This window comes from Ahrensia sp. R2A130, assembly GCF_000179775.1.
Taxonomy (GTDB): domain Bacteria; phylum Pseudomonadota; class Alphaproteobacteria; order Rhizobiales; family Rhizobiaceae; genus Pseudahrensia.
In genome coordinates, this window is record NZ_AEEB01000003.1 from 1 (window position 1) to 19058 (window position 19058).

General features: G+C 56.2%; 18 protein-coding genes and 1 tRNA gene. 10 read left to right on the top strand and 9 right to left on the bottom strand.

Features of this window, described 5'->3' with window-relative positions; genetic code table 11:
• Nucleotides 1-63 precede the first annotated feature (63 nt).
• Together R2A130_RS00780 and R2A130_RS00785 are read left to right on the top strand one after the other, a co-directional pair.
• Nucleotides 64-369 (top strand): ETC complex I subunit, encoded by a 306-nt coding sequence (locus tag R2A130_RS00780; RefSeq protein ID WP_009462903.1) that lies wholly within the window; start codon nt 64-66, stop codon nt 367-369.
• 60 nt (nt 370-429) lie between these two features.
• A complete protein-coding gene (locus R2A130_RS00785; protein ID WP_040304457.1) occupies nt 430-1107 on the top strand; it encodes a hypothetical protein in 678 nt (225 codons plus the stop codon).
• A 29-nt stretch (nt 1108-1136) separates the two neighbouring features.
• Here the strand turns inward: R2A130_RS00785 and R2A130_RS00790 are convergent.
• Nucleotides 1137-1213, bottom strand: a tRNA-Arg gene (locus R2A130_RS00790).
• Between the two features lie 89 nt (nt 1214-1302).
• On the bottom strand, nt 1303-3393 hold the full coding sequence (locus R2A130_RS00795; protein ID WP_009462905.1) for a BTAD domain-containing putative transcriptional regulator: 2091 nt from the start codon (nt 3391-3393) through the stop codon (nt 1303-1305).
• Nucleotides 3394-3899: 506 nt separating this feature from the next.
• On the opposite strand from R2A130_RS00795, the gene R2A130_RS00800 reads away from it, so the two are divergent.
• From R2A130_RS00800 to rplA, 5 genes are all read left to right on the top strand, one after another.
• Entirely contained in the window at nt 3900-4091 is a 192-nt protein-coding gene (locus R2A130_RS00800) for a hypothetical protein (protein ID WP_156798349.1), read from the top strand.
• A 334-nt stretch (nt 4092-4425) separates the two neighbouring features.
• The gene (secE, locus tag R2A130_RS00805) at nt 4426-4617 is read left to right on the top strand and encodes a preprotein translocase subunit SecE (protein ID WP_009462908.1); all 192 of its coding nucleotides are present in this window, start codon (nt 4426-4428) and stop codon (nt 4615-4617) included.
• A 41-nt stretch (nt 4618-4658) separates the two neighbouring features.
• Nucleotides 4659-5189: a transcription termination/antitermination protein NusG gene (nusG, locus tag R2A130_RS00810; RefSeq protein WP_009462909.1), complete on the top strand. Its 531-nt coding sequence runs from the start codon at nt 4659-4661 to the stop codon at nt 5187-5189.
• A 247-nt stretch (nt 5190-5436) separates the two neighbouring features.
• Nucleotides 5437-5865, top strand: a complete 429-nt coding sequence (gene rplK, locus R2A130_RS00815) for a 50S ribosomal protein L11 (RefSeq protein WP_009462911.1) — start codon at nt 5437-5439, stop codon at nt 5863-5865.
• Between the two features lie 4 nt (nt 5866-5869).
• A complete protein-coding gene (gene rplA, locus R2A130_RS00820) occupies nt 5870-6571 on the top strand; it encodes a 50S ribosomal protein L1 (protein ID WP_009462912.1) in 702 nt (233 codons plus the stop codon).
• Between the two features lie 140 nt (nt 6572-6711).
• Here the strand turns inward: rplA and R2A130_RS00825 are convergent, their stop codons facing one another.
• Together R2A130_RS00825 and R2A130_RS17315 are read right to left on the bottom strand one after the other, a co-directional pair.
• Nucleotides 6712-7083: a hypothetical protein gene (locus R2A130_RS00825; RefSeq protein WP_040304465.1), complete on the bottom strand. Its 372-nt coding sequence runs from the start codon at nt 7081-7083 to the stop codon at nt 6712-6714.
• Entirely contained in the window at nt 7084-7677 is a 594-nt protein-coding gene (locus R2A130_RS17315) for a Panacea domain-containing protein (protein WP_009462913.1), read from the bottom strand.
• 556 nt (nt 7678-8233) lie between these two features.
• Here R2A130_RS17315 and rplJ point away from each other — a divergent pair.
• Nucleotides 8234-8749, top strand: coding sequence for a 50S ribosomal protein L10 (gene rplJ, locus R2A130_RS00835; RefSeq protein WP_009462915.1), 516 nt, complete (start codon nt 8234-8236; stop codon nt 8747-8749).
• A gap of 84 nt (nt 8750-8833) precedes the next feature.
• Nucleotides 8834-9202 carry a 50S ribosomal protein L7/L12 gene (rplL, locus tag R2A130_RS00840; RefSeq protein WP_009462916.1) on the top strand — a complete coding sequence of 123 codons (369 nt, stop codon included), beginning with the start codon at nt 8834-8836 and terminating at the stop codon, nt 9200-9202.
• Between the two features lie 81 nt (nt 9203-9283).
• On the opposite strand, the gene R2A130_RS00845 is transcribed toward rplL, so the two are convergent.
• The 5 genes from R2A130_RS00845 to R2A130_RS00865 all read right to left on the bottom strand — a co-directional run bounded on the left by R2A130_RS00845 (nt 9284) and on the right by R2A130_RS00865 (nt 14423).
• Nucleotides 9284-9964, bottom strand: coding sequence for a cupin domain-containing protein (locus R2A130_RS00845; protein WP_009462917.1), 681 nt, complete (start codon nt 9962-9964; stop codon nt 9284-9286).
• A 780-nt stretch (nt 9965-10744) separates the two neighbouring features.
• Nucleotides 10745-11320: a hypothetical protein gene (locus tag R2A130_RS00850; protein WP_009462918.1), complete on the bottom strand. Its 576-nt coding sequence runs from the start codon at nt 11318-11320 to the stop codon at nt 10745-10747.
• 188 nt (nt 11321-11508) lie between these two features.
• Nucleotides 11509-12204 (bottom strand): Asp/Glu racemase, encoded by a 696-nt coding sequence (locus tag R2A130_RS00855; RefSeq protein WP_009462919.1) that lies wholly within the window; start codon nt 12202-12204, stop codon nt 11509-11511.
• Nucleotides 12205-12207: 3 nt separating this feature from the next.
• Nucleotides 12208-13356, bottom strand: coding sequence for a Xaa-Pro peptidase family protein (locus tag R2A130_RS00860; RefSeq protein ID WP_009462920.1), 1149 nt, complete (start codon nt 13354-13356; stop codon nt 12208-12210).
• Nucleotides 13356-14423: a pyridoxal-phosphate dependent enzyme gene (locus R2A130_RS00865; protein WP_009462921.1), complete on the bottom strand. Its 1068-nt coding sequence runs from the start codon at nt 14421-14423 to the stop codon at nt 13356-13358. The genes R2A130_RS00860 and R2A130_RS00865 overlap by 1 nt, the downstream gene beginning before the upstream one ends.
• A gap of 397 nt (nt 14424-14820) precedes the next feature.
• On the opposite strand from R2A130_RS00865, the gene rpoB reads away from it, so the two are divergent.
• Complete coding sequence (gene rpoB / locus R2A130_RS00870) at nt 14821-19038, top strand: DNA-directed RNA polymerase subunit beta (protein WP_009462923.1); 4218 nt, start codon at nt 14821-14823, stop codon at nt 19036-19038.
• The last annotated feature ends 20 nt before the right edge of the window (nt 19039-19058 follow it).

Below are 19058 nucleotides of genomic sequence, written 5' to 3' on the forward strand. Positions count from 1 at the left end.
TTTGCACAATGATAATTTGCCTAATGAATTGCCATTGTGCGGCAAAAGGGGAGCTTCTCGCAGATGATCGCACGCATCTACCGTCCCGCCCGCACAGCTATGCAATCCGGCAAGGGCAAAGCGAAGCATTGGGTTCTCAAATACGAAGCCGAAGGCCGTAAGGGCACTGACCCTCTGATGGGCTACACAGCCACATCCGATACGCTGTCACAGGTTTCCATGCGCTTCGAGACCCGCGAAGATGCGGTCGACTACGCAGAGCGCAACGATATCGCGTACCGCGTTCAGGAACCAAAGGAAGCCCGCCGCAGCGCCGTTTCCTATTCCGACAATTTCAAATACGACCGCAAGGTTCCGTGGACACACTAACTCCCTACGTTTCTAATCCTATGCGGCGGACAAATTATTCCTGCCGTAGAAAGAGCAGTTATGACAGGAGAAAATGAGACACGTATAAAGTTGCTGTCTGCTAATTATGACCACAACGAAGACGCAGCTCTATTATTAGAATCCGCTCTAAATTGCATTCGGCTTTCGCAAGGTTTTGCTTTCGGAACTCTACAGGTGGCGGGAGAGGCGCCTGGAGAACCTCAGTGGCCCGGTTCGCTTCCGTCCCCTTACGCCGAGAGAGCGATGGAGATGCGTTTAGGAGGGTATTCCAGCGATCTTTCACGGGCGTTGGCCTATCAAGCCATAGCGGATAGCTGGAGATTGTACCGAGCTTTACGGTTCAAGGGGCAGGACTGGTTGCTACTTCCAGAGCAACGCAAGGTCATTATCAAGAAACTTGAAAGCCTCAAAAATGTGAGGGATTTTCTTGAACATGGCCGCGATACCAAGACTGGCACGTCAGCAAAGCCTGAAGTGCACAATCATAATGGATGTTTAATTGGTGATGGTGCCTTTCTGATTACAGCTGATAAAGTTCTTATGGGTGGTCTAGAATTGGGTGAATTTCAGAAAGAATTGGAAGTTTTTGAAGAGTGGATTGGATTTATGGCACTCCATCATAAACGCGAGTTCATCAACCGGGGCCTAGATTGGCGAGAAGTACGTCTAGAGCGTTCGAGAGGGTACCTTCGATTTCCCTATGAAGATTGGGAATGAGTAATTCTTGGTAGTTAGGTTTCTTTAAGTGGCGAACCCTACAGGATTCGAACCTGTGACCTACTGCTTAGAAGGCAGTTGCTCTATCCAGCTGAGCTAAGGGTCCGCATTTCAAGCCCCCGTAATCAATGACGGACGGCATGCCCGCTTTTCGACCAATGTGACCTCACAAACAAGCTCTTGCAGTGTAGATTTTTAGTTGCCAAGCCCAACGTGACGGAATTTTCCATTCACAATCTTCAACCCGTCATTTTCGATGAAGATTTCCTGCGTATCGGCGAGGAAACTCGTCGATAGAACCTCACGTTTTTTTGTCGGTGTAAGGCGCAGCTGACGTGCCATTGCTTCGCCTGTGACGGTGCCCGAGCAGGTTTCGTTACGGGCGCGCGATACCGCATCCATCACCATTTCCGTCGCATCGTAGGAATACCAGGCGGCCAAATCGTAATCTAGGTCAGGGTTGTCATCTTCGAAGATGCGGCGTAGCCGGGCGGAGGTTGCGAGATTGCGGGCTTCTGAAACGATGCCGGTCACGACATGCAATTTATCTGGGTAGGGGAAGCCGGCTTCCTCAAGCGCGGCGGTCACCACACCCGTCAGAAAAATCGGGTTTGTGATGCCGCGGCGCTGCATTTCCATGATCATGAACGTCAGGTTCGACGTGTAGCCGAACATGGCGATAGGACGTCCGTCATTTTCGATCTGGTCAATTGCCGCCATCTGGCTCTCTTCATCGCCACGCAGAAAGCGCAGCGTGGTCACGCGGCCCAAGTGATCCTTTGCAACAGCCGCCTGCGAAGCTCCGTAGATGTTCGGTTCGTTCGTGCCCGGCGTCTTTGGCGCGTATTCATGGACCACATACGGGTTGCGGTTCATGCCCAGATTTTGCATCCAATCCACCAGCGACTTTGCGCGTGTGCGGTCGGACATGCCAACGCGGAAGAAATAGTCACGCTCTCCCGGCTGCGCGAGATATCCGGCTGATGCTGATGACGACACCATGGGCACTTGGTGCTTGTTGCCCCAGTTTTTAGCGTCCCATGCGATGCGCGACTGGCCCGGGCCGAGGACGACGGCTGGCTTGTCGCCCTCCATTTCAGCCAAAATCCTGTTGACCTCTTCCAGATCGCCCTTGCTGTCGTGAATGTCGATTGTGACTTCGAACGGGTAATTGGCTCGATGGTCGCGCAAGTACCGCAGGATACCCCAGCGCTGCCGTTTGCCGTGGTTTTGATCAAACGGCATAATTCCCGCCAGTTTTATCGGCGTATCATCCTCTGCGATCAGGTTCATCCGGCACAAGAGATTATCCGGTGCGATACGGCTTCCAGCTGCCCAATACTGTGCTGCTGCACCGGCAGCCGGTAGGCCGATCATGGCTGCAACAGCAACTACCGGCAGAACCCAGCTGCGTTTTTTCCGTTCGTTGGTAGATGCCGTGGGCTCAGCAGTCGCGGTCAATTGGGTGCTTTGCGAAGCTTGAGATAGATCAGGATCGACGCTTGTTGCGCTGCCTGATGCACCCTGTGTTTCATCAAACGAAGAACCGGTGCCGGTAGGCATCGCAGCGGAACCACCACTGCGGGCCAATTTCGCCAACTGTTCCGTTTCTGCAGACGGACGTGCGTCGAGATCACGCTTAAGGGCTTCGGCGCATCTGTCGTATTGGCGAAGAGCCTCCGCCTGTCTGCCTGCCTTTATGCTCGCTGACATCAAAACGCGGTGGGCCCGCTCTTGGGTCGCGTCGATTGTCAAAATGCTGCGTGCAATGTCTTCCACATCAATCGAATCGTCTTCGTTCGCACGGTCAAGCAACGTCGTCATCGCGCTAATGGCCGTGGCTTCGTAATGGACGCGACTATCTCTCAACCAATCTTCAAAGGGCGCTGAGCGAATGCTGAAGCCCTTCATGAACGGCCCGCGATAAAGCTGGGCGGCGGCGGTCAAAGACTCGGTGCTGCCGTCGGCCACAAGCACATGGAAAAGCCGGGTGTCGACCGAGCTGTCTTCCCCGATAAACCGCAGATGATCCTTTTCGCCGGAAACCGGTTCCCAATCGCTTGCAGCAAGGCTCCGGCGTAAACTGGCAAGTTCCTGCCTCAAGCTCGCCCGTGCCTGCGCTTCTCCACTGCGATCCCAAAGCAACTCGGCTGCCTCTTCACGGCTAACGCCAGCATTTCGCGGGTCGGCAATATAGGCCAGCAGTGCCAGTGATTTGCGGCCTGGCAGATTTCCAGAATCACCAACATCGGTGCCGCCTAGCAGTCTCAATCGGCAATCTGCCATGTTTTGATTCCCTCAAAGGCGGCCACAAGCGTGGTTTGAATTTTTTACGCTATGCTTTCCAAAAATTATTCTAGGAATTCAGAAATACAAAAATCAAGTAATTTTACGCTGAAATTACGTTTGTGCTTGATGGGTATTCATATTGATTTTCTTCTGAAAGGTGTTTTATGCGATGCGTAAAATTTTCAAAAATATTATTTAATTCAATAACTTGAAGTCAGTTTTATTGATTTCGTACTGTGCCGTTTGTGCGTTCAACCCCTGCATTTTTAAACTTGCATACGACGACCTATGAGGTGTTTCTTCTAGCGTAAATTTTGCGCTCCCCCAAATGCGTAAAATTTCGGACAGATGCATTTTTCACGTTTTTACGACGTTTCTGTTGCGCTGCTTTCACATGGCCTCTGCACAAACACCCAGCAGCACTGAAAGGGCAGGGGTAGCCGTCTCAGTGTTGGGCAGTGATGCCAGACTTCAAACTTGCAACCGCGACGGGAGTGCGGACGATGACAATGACACAGTGCAGAGATGCCATCAGGGGAAATTCCAACAGCACCGGTTCTAGAGTCTTAGAACTCATGATGGAACACGGGTTGGACGCTGACACCGAGGACGAAACTATCTCAACGTTGGAAGACGCCAATCGCGCTAGAAAAATCAAAAACGCTGGTGGCTCCGGTAAGAAATACCCTTATTAAACCAGCAGCCCTTTTATAACATTGTGAAGCTATCGCCAGGATGATCCAGTTGCGAAGCTCACAAGACCGCACATTCTTCACAGCGATGATTGACCGTTTTATCCCCTCAGTGCAGATCACGTCCACCGCCCCACATTCCAGCCGTTTGAACGGTTGCTAAATTACCCCCACACATCTAAACACGACCTCGGCTTAACCGGTAGGTGCGGGCCGATGGGCTTGTGGGCTTTGCAGCTTTCAGCCGTTGGGCCTCGAAACCGCCGTTAAACCGTTTATATAGTGGAGCAACATCGCCGTAAGGCGTGCTCGACCAACTTATCGCAAGGATTTCCGCGTGGCGTCTCGTACCAATCCCTTCACTTTCCTTCAGCAGGTTCGTGCAGAAGTATCAAAGGTCGTTTGGCCCACCCGCAAGGAAACTGTGGTCACGACCATAATGACCCTCATTTTGGTGTTCCTCACCGCAATCTTCTTCTTCGTTGTCGATCAGCTTCTCAGCTACGGCACGGGCTTCCTGTTCGGCTAAAGCCTAAAACAACAATCATTCAAACGGAGCGCGGCACCCTTATGGCCATGCGGTGGTATATCATTCACGCCTATTCCAACTTCGAAAAGAAGGTGGTGGATAGCATTCTGGAACAGGCCCGTCAGAAGGGTCTTGAAGACCTGTTCGAGCAGATCCTCGTGCCGACTGAAAAGGTCGTCGAGGTCCGCAAAGGCAAAAAGGTCGATGCCGAACGCAAGTTCTTCCCCGGCTATGTGCTGGCGCGGATGAACATGACCGATCAGGCGTTCCACCTCATTAAGAACACACCGAAAGTGACCGGCTTTCTGGGCTCCGACAACAAACCTATGCCGATCCCTGACCGCGAGGCCGACCGCATTCTAAACCAGGTGCAGGAAGGCGTGGAGAGACCCAAGCCCTCCGTCACGTTCGAAATCGGCGAAAGCGTTCGCGTTTCCGACGGTCCGTTCGCATCCTTCTCCGGTACGGTGGAAGAAGTGGACGAAGAACGCGCCCGCCTCAAAGTCGAAGTTTCCATCTTCGGACGCGCAACGCCCGTCGATCTCGAATACGCTCAGGTCGAAAAGGTCTGAGCCAACTGAATTGCAATCCGATCTTTTGATCGGGCTGTGAGGTATCCGCATTAGCGGAAACCGAAAGATGGCGAAGAGCCATCCGGCGAGAATCTCGCCGCGCCCACGCAGCGAAGGCCACTTGTGGCCGACAGCGTGAGCGCAAACAACAGCGTGGGAGGCGACATTCACCTGGCCGGTGGATCAAACCTAACCACGCAACCTTGAACCGGTTCGCACCCCGCGAACCACAACCAAAGGCAACACAATGGCCAAGAAAATTGATGGCTACCTGAAGCTTCAGGTGCCGGCAGGCTCCGCCTCGCCATCCCCGCCAATCGGTCCAGCATTGGGTCAACGCGGTCTCAACATCATGGAATTCTGCAAGGCGTTCAACGCTGCCTCGCAGGAGATGGAAAAAGGCGCACCCGTGCCCGTGACCATCACCATTTTTGCAGACAAGTCCTTCTCCTTCAAAATGAAGACGCCACCGGCGTCCTTCCTGCTGAAAAAGGCTGCCAGTCTGAAATCCGGTTCCAAAGAGCCCGGCCGTACGGTCGCTGGTTCTGTAACCTCGGCTCAGGTGCGTGAAATCGCCGAAGCCAAGATGAAAGACTTGAATGCCAACGATATCGATCAGGCCATGAAGATCATTGCGGGTTCCGCACGGTCCATGGGCCTGGAAGTGAAGGGCTGAACCGATGGCTAAATTTGGAAAACGCACCGCCGAAGCCCGTGAGTCGATCGACCGCAAAGCGCTTTACCCGCTGACCGACGCAATCGCGATCGTGAAGAAAGCCGCCACCGCAAAGTTCGACGAGACCATCGAAGTCTCCATGAACCTCGGTGTCGACCCGCGCCACGCTGACCAGATGGTCCGCGGCGTCATCACCATGCCCAACGGCACCGGTAAAGACATGCGCGTTGCAGTCTTCGCTCGTGACGCCAAGGCTGATGAAGCAACCGCTGCTGGTGCTGACGTTGTCGGCGCTGAAGACCTCATGGAGCGCATTCAGGGTGGCGACATCCCGTTTGACCGCATCATCGCAACACCGGACATGATGGCCCTCGTCGGTCGTCTCGGTAAGGTTCTTGGCCCCCGTGGTCTGATGCCAAACCCCCGCGTTGGTACGGTTACCCCGGACGTGACGCAGGCTGTGAAAGACGCCAAAGGCGGCTCCGTGGAATTCCGCGTTGAAAAAGCCGGCGTCATCCACGCCGGTATCGGCAAGGCCAGCTTTGAAGCATCCGCAATCGAGGAGAACGTCCGTGCTCTCATCGAAGCTGTGCTGAAAGCCAAGCCCGCAGGCGCCAAAGGCACCTTCGTCAAACGCATTGCGGTCACCTCCACAATGGGCCCCGGCGTAAAAGTCGACGTGTCCAGCGCAATGCCCGCTGCTTAAGCTGGCGACGCTATACGATTTGAAAAAGGCCTCGGCGGAAACGTCGGGGCCTTTTTTGTTGGTGTTCTATGATCTTTGCGAACTCTTTTTTGACGCAATAACAATCACTGGATTACCGCACTCCACAGCTTTAATGCGCGCTAGAATTGCAGTTTCTTGCCTAGCCCATATTCAATATTTTTCTTGTCGCGAAGAGGCAGAGTCCTTGAAGATGTCACAGCGTCCAATAGGCGGCAGAGAAATTCATCCTCAAGAACGCAAATTTCTTTAGGTTTTGGATTGTTCAGGACGTTATTCGCATTCACAACTCGACTAAGAGAAATGTAGCTACGTTCGTATTCAAGGCCATTACAATCAGTTTTCAAAATCTCGAAATCACCAGGATAACCATCTCCGCAGATATAAAGTGCTCTCAAGGTGCTTTTGCAGACTATCAGATGATATTTAATGGCACGTTCTTGCCCGAGAACATCATCAGTAGCAGCGAAAATTACCGTTCCAGCGTCGTACACTTACATATCGCTTAAGTTCTTCGAGAGCTCAGCGATAGTTGCAGTTTGAGATTTTCTCTTATTGGGAAGTGCGATTGACATATTCATTTCCGGAGCAGCCGTGCTGCCCCGTGAATTCCATGCTGTCTCATATTCTGGGAGAGCGTGAGTATGCTCCCACACGCCATTGAAGCCGTTCTCAGCCACGAAAGTAACTGCTTGTTCCATTGATTCAATATCAGTTTCAGAAAAATAAGACAGGTCGGATTTACGGGTAGGCTGGAACAGGTTGTAACTGCCAGCATCAATAATTTCGTACAAGTCATCAGAGCCGAATGTATTTACGCGCAAAGCAGAACGCTCTGGTTTCAAAAGATCGTATGCAAATGAACCTACAGGACCGTCTTTCATTGCAACATAATTGTCAAAAGTGATTGGTCTGCCGTATTCTAACAAGTGAACTCGATCGGCGATGAATAGCGATTTTACGATCTCATATTGAGATGGTTTCTCACCTTTCAATTTCATCAGGCTCTGCATTACGTAAAGCAGAGCTTCGCGCAACGTATCCTGATCGACCGTGAGGTGCCTGTTTTGAGATGGCGGAAATTTCAATTCATATACCTTTTCTAAGCGACCTTATCCCTATTTTTTTAGCAGTCTTAGCTAGCCACACGTCGTGTCACGTTGGACTAGCCGAGCATCCTTCGGCTGTAAGCCGTTATTCTCGTAATGTAACGCGATTCTCGTAATTTGGAATACTCATGTGTCTAAAACGTTGCGAGCCAATCCAAACATGCAACGAGCGCGATTAGGAAATAGGAGCGCTATCTTGCCTAACTTTTTCTCGTCGGGGACAAAATAAATCGAGTGCTATCAGAGTTAGCGATGCTTGCATTCCACCCCACATCCGCTAAACACGGCCTCGCAGCGCAAGTTGCATTCCTGTCCGAGACTGCTGGTGACGATTTGCTTTTTGGCGCGTCTTAATTTCCTGCACAGACGGTGAGAACAGATTTGGCGTTTTAATCGGTGCCTGTTCGAACACGAACCTCTCCATTCGCAAGACTGGCTGAGGGGGCAGGGTCTGAACTGTCGGTGCTTGCACCGGCAAACATGAACCGCCCCTTCGGATACGCTTGCGTACTGTTTGGGCAAACTGGAGAGACACATGGATAGAGCGGAAAAACGCGATTTCGTCTCCGAGATGAAGGACGTGCTTTCGGGCGCGGGCTCCGTCGTGGTGGCGCAATATACCGGTCTGACGGTCGCAGAGATGACGGAGCTTCGTGCTTCGGCTCGCGAGGCCGGCGGCACGGTACGCGTTGCGAAAAACCGCCTTGTCAAACTTGCTCTCGAGGGTAGCGATGCCGCTCATATGGGTGAATATCTGCAGGGACCAACCGTGTTGGTTTATGCAGAAGACCCCGTTGCGGCACCAAAAGCGGCCAGCGACTTTGCCAAGAAAAACGACAAGCTCGTCGTTCTTGGTGGAGCCATGGGATCGACAGCACTGGACGCCAATGGCGTCAAGGCGCTGGCATCACTCCCATCGCTGGACGAACTGCGCGGCAAGCTGATCGGTATGATCACAACGCCGGCACAGCGTATCGCTGTGCTCACCGCAGCGCCTGCGACACAGGTCGCTCGCGTCATCGGCGCATACTCCTCGAAGGAAGCTGCATAAGGCATTTCCCGACACCCACTTTCGAACAAATCCGCAGACATTTCGTAACCACGAATGCTGCAACCAACATCAAGGACTATGACCATGGCTGATCTCAAAAAGATCGTTGACGACCTTTCCGCACTTACCGTGATGGAAGCTGCTGAACTTTCCACGATGCTCGAAGAGCATTGGGGCGTTTCTGCTGCTGCTCCTGCTGCTGCTGCCGTTGCTGGCCCGGCTGCTGAAGCTGTCGAAGAAAAAGACGAATTCGACGTCATCCTCACCGGTGCCGGCGACAAGAAAATCAACGTCATCAAAGAAGTCCGCGCAATCACAGGCCTCGGCCTGAAAGAAGCCAAGGACCTCGTCGAAGGCGCACCGAAGGCCGTCAAAGAAGGCATCTCCAAAGGTGAAGCTGAAGAAGTCAAAAAGCAGCTCGAGGGAGCTGGCGCTTCTGTCGAACTCAAGTAATTCTGGCGCGGGCTCAGCCCGCACCGTTTTTGCTAAAAGGCCTCGCTTGGGAAACCGGGCGGGGCCTTTTTCTTTGGGTCGTTACGCAGACTGCGGCTGCGGTGCTTGCGCCAGATGCCCGCTCTTGATCCATACCCGTGCCCCTTCCGATCCTGCTGTTGCGACTAGCTGATCGCCCTTGGGCAGGCGCAGCCAGCTTTGCGGCACGAAGGTTTCACTATCGATGGTGAAGCTGCCGTCCAGCACAAGAATTTCGATGCCGCCGGGCGCATCGACTGGGACGTCCGCACCGACTTCCCAATTCTCCATCCTTACTGTTTCGCGCGCATCTTCGTGCAGCGTCAGCCGTTCGACGCCGTTTGCTCCTGCAACGGGAGAGAACTCCGCCGACGTAGTGTCGATGTGGAACTGGTTTCGGTCATCCATGTCGAACTGCCAAAGCTTCACCAATATTGTGCAGCCCTCTTTTGAGCCTGGCGTGTGGGCCGTAGTGGGTGGGTTGCGGACATAGGTTCCGGCTGGAAAATCGCCGTGCTCATCTTGAAACACGCCATCTAGAACGAGAAACTCTTCGCCGCCCGTATGGGTATGCTCGGAAAAATGACTGCCCGCTGCGTAGCGCACGATGGATGTCGCCCGCGCCACTTCACCACCCATGCGGTCCAACATGCGTCGGTCAACGCCGGGCATGGGCGAGGCTTTCCAATCCATGCTTCCGGCGTGGACGATGGCGCGTTTGGAGAAGTCGGAATTCAGGTCCATGGGTTCGTTCGCATTGTCTCATCGTTGGTCACAAGATGGAGTCGTTGCGCCGTGATGAAAAGACACTTCCGCTTGTTGTTATGAGGTTCGAACGAACCAACCGCACCAGACTCCTCCTTTGTCATCCCCGCGAAGGCGGGGACTCACTTATCCGCAAGACGCGGCAGTGGATGGGTGCGAGATGATGAATGCAGGGAAGCATAAGCGCGCCTCTTCCCCTTCTGTTTCGTTGCGAAGTGGGTCCCCGCCTTCGCGGGAATGACAGCGGAGTGATGGGTTGCGGACGTGCAGAAATATCGATCCGCCTCACGACGTCCGAACGGGGAGCGAGGTGTCGCCGCTTTGGCTGCGCCAAAGCGTAAGCGACCCCGTAAAAGATGAGCCAGCGGGACGAAGAAGTCTGCCGTTAGCCTGTAGTCTCAGGCGAAAAGGCATACGCCTTCGCCCCGCTCGATCCTGCTGCGGATGTGTCTCAACACCATTCCCGTCACCTCCCCGAAGATGAGAACCCGAAAGTCCCCATCGGCCTTGCCTTCGGCCCGCCATTACTGACGTTCGACGTCCGGTCCCGAAGCTGTTGTGGCAGCTCTGCCGGTGCGACATAGAGCTCCGCCCGCGTCTCCGTTCGTTACACGGCGCGCGACGGAAGGATCGTCACCCCACGATCATCAGGTCGGTCCGGACGACCGGCTCATGCAGGGTGAGGTGGACAGGATAGGACATAGAAAAGGGGCGGGGATAAAAATCCCCACCCCGGTCGTCTCAAATGTTTGAAGGCGGTTAGCGGCGTTTTCCAAATCCACCGCCAGCAGGGCGTGGTGGAGAGCTCGCGGCTGCCGGGTTTTGGGTAGCAGGATGGTGGGCCGCTGCTGCCCGATAGGCAGCCATTTCTGCGGCGCTATATTCCCCGGTCTCGCCTGATTTCTGGCGTCGGTTTTCGTTCGCCTGCTTGGCCAGACCGATCAGAACGAGTGGGCCTAGAATGAAGGAGCCCCAGATCATCGACAATTTTGAAAAGGGCTGCGGCTCCAGCGACTGCTTGCCCAGTAGTTGCGCGATGGCCGGTTCCATTTCAGCAGGCAGTGGTACGTAGCTCGTGCTGCGACCGGAGTAGGTGTAGAGCACATAGCGCCCCTCGGTCGAACCCCACAGCGGAATGAAAGCGACGCTGTAATAGTCGTGCTCGAAACCCAGCGTCATCATCTCCCCGTCGCGTTTCAGCGCGTCCATCTCGGGCAGGTCCGACACTTTGGAAACGTGGCTGCCGAATGTGTACGGAATGCCTGCTTGCGCCTCTTGCGGTGCGGTGAACAGGAACATGACGCTCATAAGAGCGAGTGCTGCGATACGAAACATGATTGGGCCTTTCCCCTGCAAATTATGCAGTCAGGAATACGCCTTTTGGAATAACGCGGGTTCAAGGAAGACGGTTGAGTGAAACTCAAAAAACTAGGTTGAGTGAAACTCAAAATATGAGGTTGAGCGGAGCTCAAAAAACAAGGTTGAGCAGACGTAAAGGTTTCGTGACGCCTTGGCGTGACGGCCTAGCCAATCATCTGCCGTAGATGATCGATCAGCACTGAATTGCTGGACAGGGCGGGCATGCCGGTGCGACGGGCGACTTCCAACAGGGCGTCGTGTGTTTTGAGGTTCGTGCAGGACAGGAACACGGCTTGCGCGTCGCCCGTTTTCGCGATCTCACATGCAGCTTCGATGAGGGATGGCTTGTCGATGCGGGCGACCTTCGCCTCTTCGGCCTCTTCGAAAGAGCCGAAGGAAACGGTCTCGATTCCGCTTTCCGACAGCGCGTCGATCAGCCCTTGGCTGACGGATGCGATGTAGGGCGACAACAGCGCGAGCCGTGTGATGCCATCACGCTGGCAACGGATGATGAGCGCGGTGAGGGGGTCTGTCACCTGTTCAGCGCTGCAACCCGCCTTCACCAGTTCCGCCACCCGCGCAGGGCCGATGACGGACGCGCCGGACGTGCAGCCATAGGCGACGCCCGCTAGCGGTACGGGTGGAAAGAGCGCGGCGGATGCCGTCATGTCATCGGCCATCGCGGCCAATGTTTCGCGCGTCACTTCTGCGCCGCTGGGCACGCGGGAAATATAGAGGTCCACCTTCTCGGCAGGGAACGCGCGGCGCAGATCGCCCTCCAGGGTTTCGTCTGCCTGCAACACGATCGCGCCGATGCAGGGCAGTCGATATTCGTCCAAATTGTAGGGGAGCGCTGGCATGGTTCAGTCCAGCACGGGCAGGGTGGTGGCGAAACGGGTTAGCGGGCGCGCGCCTGTGTCGGTGATGACGATATTTTCTTCATGCACCAGCATATTGCCGTCGCGGGTGGCTATGCCGGGTTCCAAAGTCAGCACCATGCCGGGCCGCAGTTCTGTGCGGTCGTGGGGCAGCAGCGAGCAGCCTTCGGTGAGCTGCATGCCAAGCCCGTGACCGAGCCTGCCTGATGCCGGGTCGTTCGCGCCGCCGGTGACGATCGCGTCCATTGCGTGAAATAGATCGGCTGCGGTCGCGCCCGGCTTGGCGGCTTCGAATCCGGCTTGCGTTGCTTCCAGCAAGCGGGCGTGGGCGTCACGCATCAACGGGTCGGGCTGCCCGATAGCGAAGTTGCGGTCGTAGTCGCAAAAGTAGCCGTCGACCACGCAGCCGGTATCCAGCATCAATACATCGCCGGATGCGAGCGGGGTATCCGTGGCCGGTGAAATGACGTCGCTGTAGCCGAACGGGCCAGCGCCACCAGCAAGATATTCGACGGCTTCCGCTCCTTCTTCTAGGCAAAGCATTTGAAAGCGGCGAAACACGTCGTCCAACCCGACACCGACGCGGGCGATCTCGCCAACACGGTCGAAAGCGCGACCGGCGATGCCGCAGACATGTTCGATCTTTGCGACTTCCGCATCGGATTTGATCGCCCGCGCTGCTGCCATGACGCCGTGGTCCGGGCCGAAGGTCAGGCCACTGTCGGCGCGCAGTTTTTCGAAATCCGCCATCGGCATCCGCAGGTGGGTTTCAAGATGACTTGGGATAGCGATGGTGCCACTCGGTCCTGCGATTTCGCGCAGCGTTTCACCAAGCAGCGATACTCCATCATCCGCCGGTCGCGGCGCGGGCCATGTGCGGATGTCGGTCACGCCACAACGCCGCATCAGCGGTTCGCCGATGGCGGGAATGACGGCAACCACATCGCCTTGGCGCGGCACGATCACGAACCAGGGCCGCGTGGGGCTTTCGTAAAAGCGGGTCAGGAAACCTGTGACGTAGCCGATATCGGCAGGCGTGGTGAGCAGCAGTGCATCGAGACCGTTGGAATCCAAACCTGCTTGCAGCATGGCCTTTCGGGCTGCGAATTCTTGCGCCGGAAATCCGCGCTCCATTAGCTATCAGCACCTTCGCTGAGGAAGCAAAGCACGCGGGACTGCTTGTCCATGCCCAGTTTCTCGCGGGTTGCCGGGTCGAACAGCGCAGCTATCCCCGCCGCGCCCGATGGTGTGCTTGCCAGATCGGCATCGGTGAGAAGATCAGTGGCGCGTGCGGCGTGGTCGTCGCTGATCGTCATGAAGCTGTCGGCATCATGCGCAAGCCCTTTCAGCGCGATGAGCGAGGCCTCCTTGCAGTCCAGACGACCCATGTTGGAGACTGGTCCGGTGGCGGCGACGAATTCGCCCGCTTCGATAGCTGCTTGAAGCGCGGGCGCTGCGTCCGGCTCCACCACGATGATCTGCGGATTATCGCCCCACGCCTTACGGGCATAAGCGGCGATTGCTGCGGCCATGCCGCCGACGCCCGCCTGCAACATGATATGGGTCGGCGCTTCGTCCAACTGTTCGACTGCCTCGGCGACCAGAACGGTGTAGCCCTCCATCAATTTATGGGGCAGGGCGGTGTAACCGTCCCACGAACTGTCCGATAGCAGCGTCGCGCCTTCATACTTCGCGCACTGCATGGCAGCAGCCATGGAGGCTTCGTAGTCGTGGCCGACGATGCGGACATCGGCGCCCTTATCACGCAACCGTCCGGCGAAGGCGGCGGGCACGGTTTCCGACAAGTAGATGATTGCATTTGCGCCGAATATCGCGGCACCTGCGGCGACCGACATGCCGTGGTTTCCCGCGCTGGCCGTCACATAGGTGCGGCCTTTCAATGTCGCGGCGTCCGGCACGTCGTCTGCCGCTTGGGCCGCTTCATCTGCGATAACCGCTGCTGCCCCCAGCGCCTTGAAACTGCCCAAGCCCATGCGTGGGCGTTCGTCTTTTATGTAAAGCGCGCCGATCATCAGATCATCGGCCAGCGCTTGCGCCTCGATCATCGGCGTGGCCGCGTGGGCAGGGCAATGGGCCAGCAGCGCTTGCGGAAGCTCCACAGCGGTGGAGGGGGAGGGAACGTCGGCAGGCAGCGGAAAGCTGCTGGCGTCGCTGCGATACGGGTTGGATAAAATGCTCATTCAATCCTCTTAGCTGCGCTTTCGGCGTGCCGCGAGATGCGATTGCGACTTTTCAACGCCGTAGAACGCCGGAACCCCTTCACTTTTGGGCTTTCATTGGCTATATGAACGACAAGGCTCACCGTTCCGGCTGCATGGGATCGGGAGTTATTTTCGTTATCGAGTACGTAAACCGGTGTTGCCGAATGGATAGGCGACGACCGTTTTTTGTGCGTTTACAGCATGTTGGACCGGAAATATTCCTGTTCACGATGCCGCGAGCAGCACCGGCCCGAAAGCGTGAACGCGCTGTTTCGTGATTCCAATCGCGAGCCGCGTGGCCGTCATTTTTCCCGGTCCGCCTTCCAACCTTTTATGGTGTGGCCGGACATCCTGCATACGGAGAGACGTTTCCAGCATGGCTTCCAAGTCCCAAACAAAAGTTTTCAACGGCCGCCGCCGCGTCCGCAAGGTCTATGGCAACATCACCGAGGTGGCGGAAATGCCAAACCTCATCGAGGTCCAGATGTCGTCCTACGACGCGTTCCTCATGGTGGCCGAGCCCGAAGGTGGCCGTGGTGACGAGGGCCTGCAGGCCGTCTTCAACTCCGTTTTCCCGATCCGTGATTTCTCCGGTTCCGCCCAGCTGGATTTCGTGCGCTACGATTTCGAGCCACCGAAATACGACACCGAGGAATGCCGCCAGCGCGACATGACCTATTCCGCGCCACTTAAAGTGACGCTGCGCCTCATCGTGTTCGATATCGACGAAGATACAGGTGCGAAGTCCGTCAAGGACATCAAGGAACAAGAAGTTTACATGGGCGACATGCCGCTCATGACCGGCAATGGCACGTTCATCATCAACGGCACGGAGCGTGTGATCGTCTCGCAGATGCACCGTTCGCCGGGCGTGTTCTTCGATCACGATAAAGGCAAGACTCATTCGTCGGGCAAATTGCTCTTCGCTTCGCGCGTCATTCCTTACCGCGGTTCCTGGTTGGACATCGAGTTCGACGCCAAAGACATCGTCTACGCGCGTATCGACCGTCGCCGCAAACTGCCTGCAACCTCAGTTCTCATGGCGCTTGGCCTGACGGGCGAGGATATTCTCGAGCACTTCTACAACAATGTGAAAGTGACCTTCGAGGGTGACAAAAAAGGCTGGACCATGCCGCTCGACGTGGAGCGCCTGAAGGGCACCACGCCGATCGAAGACATTATCGACGCCAAAACCGGCAAGTCCGTCCACGAAGCTGGCAAGAAGGTGACGGCACGCGTCGCCCGCGATCTGGCTGAAAAGGTCGAACGCATCCGCGTTGCACCGTCTGAAATCAACGGCCGTTATGTTGCTGAAGATATCGTCAACATGGAAACCGGTGAGATTTTCCTCGAAGCCGGCGACGAGCTGGTTTGGGAGCTGGACGAGAAAACCGGCGAGCCGGTAGCCAACAACGGCAAGGCTGGCACGCAGCCTACGTTGGTCGACATGATGGAACTCGGCTACACCGAGTTCGACGTTCTCGACATCGATCACGTGAACATCGGCGCTTACATGCGCTCCACGCTGGCAGCCGACAAAAACTCGTCGCGTCAGGAAGCCCTGTTCGACATCTACCGCGTCATGCGTCCTGGTGAGCCGCCGACGCTTGAATCTGCGGAAGCCATGTTCGAGTCGCTCTTCTTCGACCGTGAGCGTTACGACCTGTCCGCCGTTGGCCGTGTGAAAATGAACATGCGTCTCGACCTCGATGCGGAAGACACCGTGCGCGTTCTTCGCAAAGAAGACATTCTGTCGGTGATGAAAACGCTGGTGGAACTGCGCGACGGTCGCGGTGACATCGACGACATCGATAATCTCGGCAACCGCCGTGTTCGCTCCGTCGGCGAATTGATGGAAAACCAGTACCGCGTCGGCCTGCTCCGCATGGAGCGCGCTATCAAAGAGCGTATGTCCTCCATCGAGATCGACACGGTCATGCCGCAGGATCTCATCAACGCGAAACCTGCTGCTGCTGCGGTGCGTGAATTCTTCGGCTCCTCCCAGCTGTCACAGTTCATGGACCAAACGAACCCGTTGTCGGAAATCACCCACAAACGTCGTCTTTCGGCGCTTGGCCCGGGCGGTCTGACACGCGAACGCGCAGGCTTCGAAGTCCGCGACGTTCACCCGACCCACTACGGCCGCATCTGCCCCATCGAGACACCGGAGGGACCGAACATCGGTCTCATCAACTCGTTGGCGACCTTTGCGCGCATCAACAAGTACGGCTTCATCGAGAGCCCGTACCGCAAGGTCGAAGACGGCAAGGTGACGGCGGAAGTCGTTTATCTGTCGGCTATGGAAGAGGCGAAATACACGGTGGCTCAGGCCAACGCGCCGTTGGGTGCTGATGGTACCTTTGAAAACGACACCGTGATTGCCCGCCGCAAGGGCGACGTTCAGCGTTTGCCCGTTGGTGAAATCACCCTCATGGATGTGTCGCCTAAGCAGCTGGTATCCGTTGCTGCTGCTCTCATCCCGTTCCTTGAAAACGATGACGCCAACCGCGCGCTCATGGGCGCCAACATGATGCGTCAGGCCGTGCCTTTGGTGCGTGCCGAGGCACCATTCGTTGGTACCGGTATGGAATCGATCGTTGCCCGTGACTCCGGCGCTGCAATCGGCGCCAAGCGCGGCGGTGTGGTCGATCAGGTGGACGCAACTCGTATCGTTGTGCGCGCTACGGAAGACCTCGATCCCGGCAAGTCCGGCGTCGATATCTACCGCCTGCAGAAGTTCCAGCGTTCGAACCAGTCCACCTGTATCAACCAGCGTCCGCTGGTTCGTGTGGGCGACATTTTGAACAAAGGCGACATCATCGCTGACGGTCCTTCGACCGATCTTGGCGACTTGGCGCTTGGCCGCAACGTGCTCGTCGCGTTCATGCCGTGGAACGGTTACAACTTCGAAGACTCCATCCTGCTGTCCGAGCGCATCGTGCGCGACGACGTGTTCACCTCCATACACCTCGAAGAATTCGAAGTGATGGCGCGTGACACGAAGCTGGGTCCGGAAGAAATCACCCGCGACATTCCCAACGTCTCCGAGGAAGCGCTTCGCAACCTCGATGAGGCAGGCATCACCTATATCGGTGCCGAAGTTGGCCCGGGCGACATCCTCTGCGGTAAGATCACACCGAAGGGCGAAAGCCCGATGACGCCGGAAGAAAAACTTCTGCGCGCCATCTTTGGTGAGAAGGCGTCTGACGTTCGCGATACCTCGCTTCGCATGTCCCCCGGTGCTTTTGGTACCGTGGTGGAAGTGCGCGTGTTCAACCGCCACGGCATCGAAAAAGATGAACGCGCCATGGCCATCGAGCGTGAAGAAATCGAAACGCTGGCGAAGGACCGCGACGACGAACAGGCGATCCTAGATCGCAACGTCTATTCGCGTCTGGTTGGCATGTTGGACGGCAAGTCCGGCATCGCTGGCCCCAAAGGCTACAAGAAGGGAACGGCCCTTTCCGAAGAGGAAATGGACAACTACCCGAAAAGCCAGTGGTGGATGTTCGCCATCGACGACGAAAAAGCACAGGGCCAGATCGAAGCGCTGCGCGGCCAGTACGACGAGTCCAAGAAGCTCCTTCAGGACCGCTTCATGGACAAGGTCGAGAAGCTGCAACGTGGCGACGAACTGCCGCCAGGCGTCATGAAAATGGTCAAGGTCTTCGTTGCCATCAAGCGCAAGCTGCAGCCGGGCGATAAAATGGCCGGCCGTCACGGCAACAAGGGTGTTGTGTCCCGCATCATGCCCATCGAAGACATGCCGTTCCTCGAAAACGGTGTCCACGCGGATATCGTGTTGAACCCGCTCGGCGTGCCATCGCGCATGAACGTTGGTCAGATCCTCGAAACCCATCTGGGTTGGGCCTGTGCCGGTATGGGCGAAAAGGTCGGCCACCTTCTGGAAGAATACCAGAAGACCGGTAAGCAGGAGGCGCTGCGCGCCGAGATCGAACAGATCTACCCTGAAAACGACCGCAACGAGCCTGTGCGCGATTACGATGACGAGTCCGTCGTTCGTATTGCCGACCAGCTGAAATCCGGTGTGCGTATCGCAACGCCGGTTTTCGACGGCGCGCATGAGCCTGACATCGTTGACATGCTGGAACAGGCGGGCCTCGACGGGTCCGGCCAGTCCACGCTCTATGATGGCCGTACCGGTGAAGCCTTCGACCGTCCGGTCACCATGGGCTACATCTACATGCTCAAACTGCACCACCTTGTGGACGACAAAATCCACGCCCGTTCCATCGGTCCGTACTCGCTGGTCACACAGCAGCCGCTCGGTGGTAAGGCGCAGTTCGGCGGCCAGCGCTTCGGCGAAATGGAAGTCTGGGCTTTGGAAGCTTATGGCGCAGCCTACACGCTGCAGGAGATGCTCACGGTGAAATCCGATGACGTCGCCGGTCGTACCAAGGTTTACGAGTCCATCGTCCGTGGCGACGACACCTTCGAAAGCGGTATTCCCGAGAGCTTCAACGTTCTCGTCAAGGAAATGCGTTCGTTGGGTCTGTCGGTCGAGCTGGAGAATTCCAAACTCGAAATCGAAGAAGAAGACGAAGATTACGTCATGCCGGAAGCGGCTGAATAACCACCTTCGTTTTCATGCCG